Raw genomic sequence first — 530 nt, forward strand, 5'->3', positions numbered from 1 at the left:
AAACCCAAAAGCAGCATGGCGCGGTCGCGCAGCCCGCGCAGCGTGCCGCGGTCGAGGGTCTCGAACATGCGATCAGATCCTCGGGCAGGATCGCTTCCTTCTGCCGGGGAGGGGAGGCGTGGGTGTTGCGAACGCCAGCCATCACCGTGGCGATATGCCGGTCCTTGCGGTCCAGCGGCTGGCCGCGCTGGGCAAAATTCCAGGAGAGCGACGAAAGCCGGCGCTCGATGGTTGAAACGGTGTTGGGCTTTTTGTCGCCAGTGGCCGTACCTGACGCGCAGGCGGCGATATAGAGCCCGACGACCTCAGGATCGGGCGGGAACATCTCGATGCCTTGGCGCCGGCACCAGCTCGAAAAATGCTTCCAGTCGGCTGCGTAGGCGCGGCGCGTGTTGGCCGAACTCGCCGCCTCGATATAATCGCGCGCGCGGCCGGCGAGCGCCTCAAGCTGCGCAGGCAGGCTGGGATTGGCAATGGCTGGAAGGGGAGGGGGACGAGGCTAGGTCGGCATCGCCCATCTGCATGACGAT

At 65.8% G+C, this 530-nt stretch carries 1 pseudogene; it reads right to left on the reverse strand.

The features are described from left to right. Positions 1-475, reverse strand: a pseudogene (locus tag NKH33_RS33185) (site-specific integrase); the annotation flags it as partial. Positions 476-530 lie beyond the last annotated feature (55 nt).

This window comes from Mesorhizobium sp. M1182, from assembly GCF_040318335.1.
Taxonomy (GTDB): domain Bacteria; phylum Pseudomonadota; class Alphaproteobacteria; order Rhizobiales; family Rhizobiaceae; genus Mesorhizobium.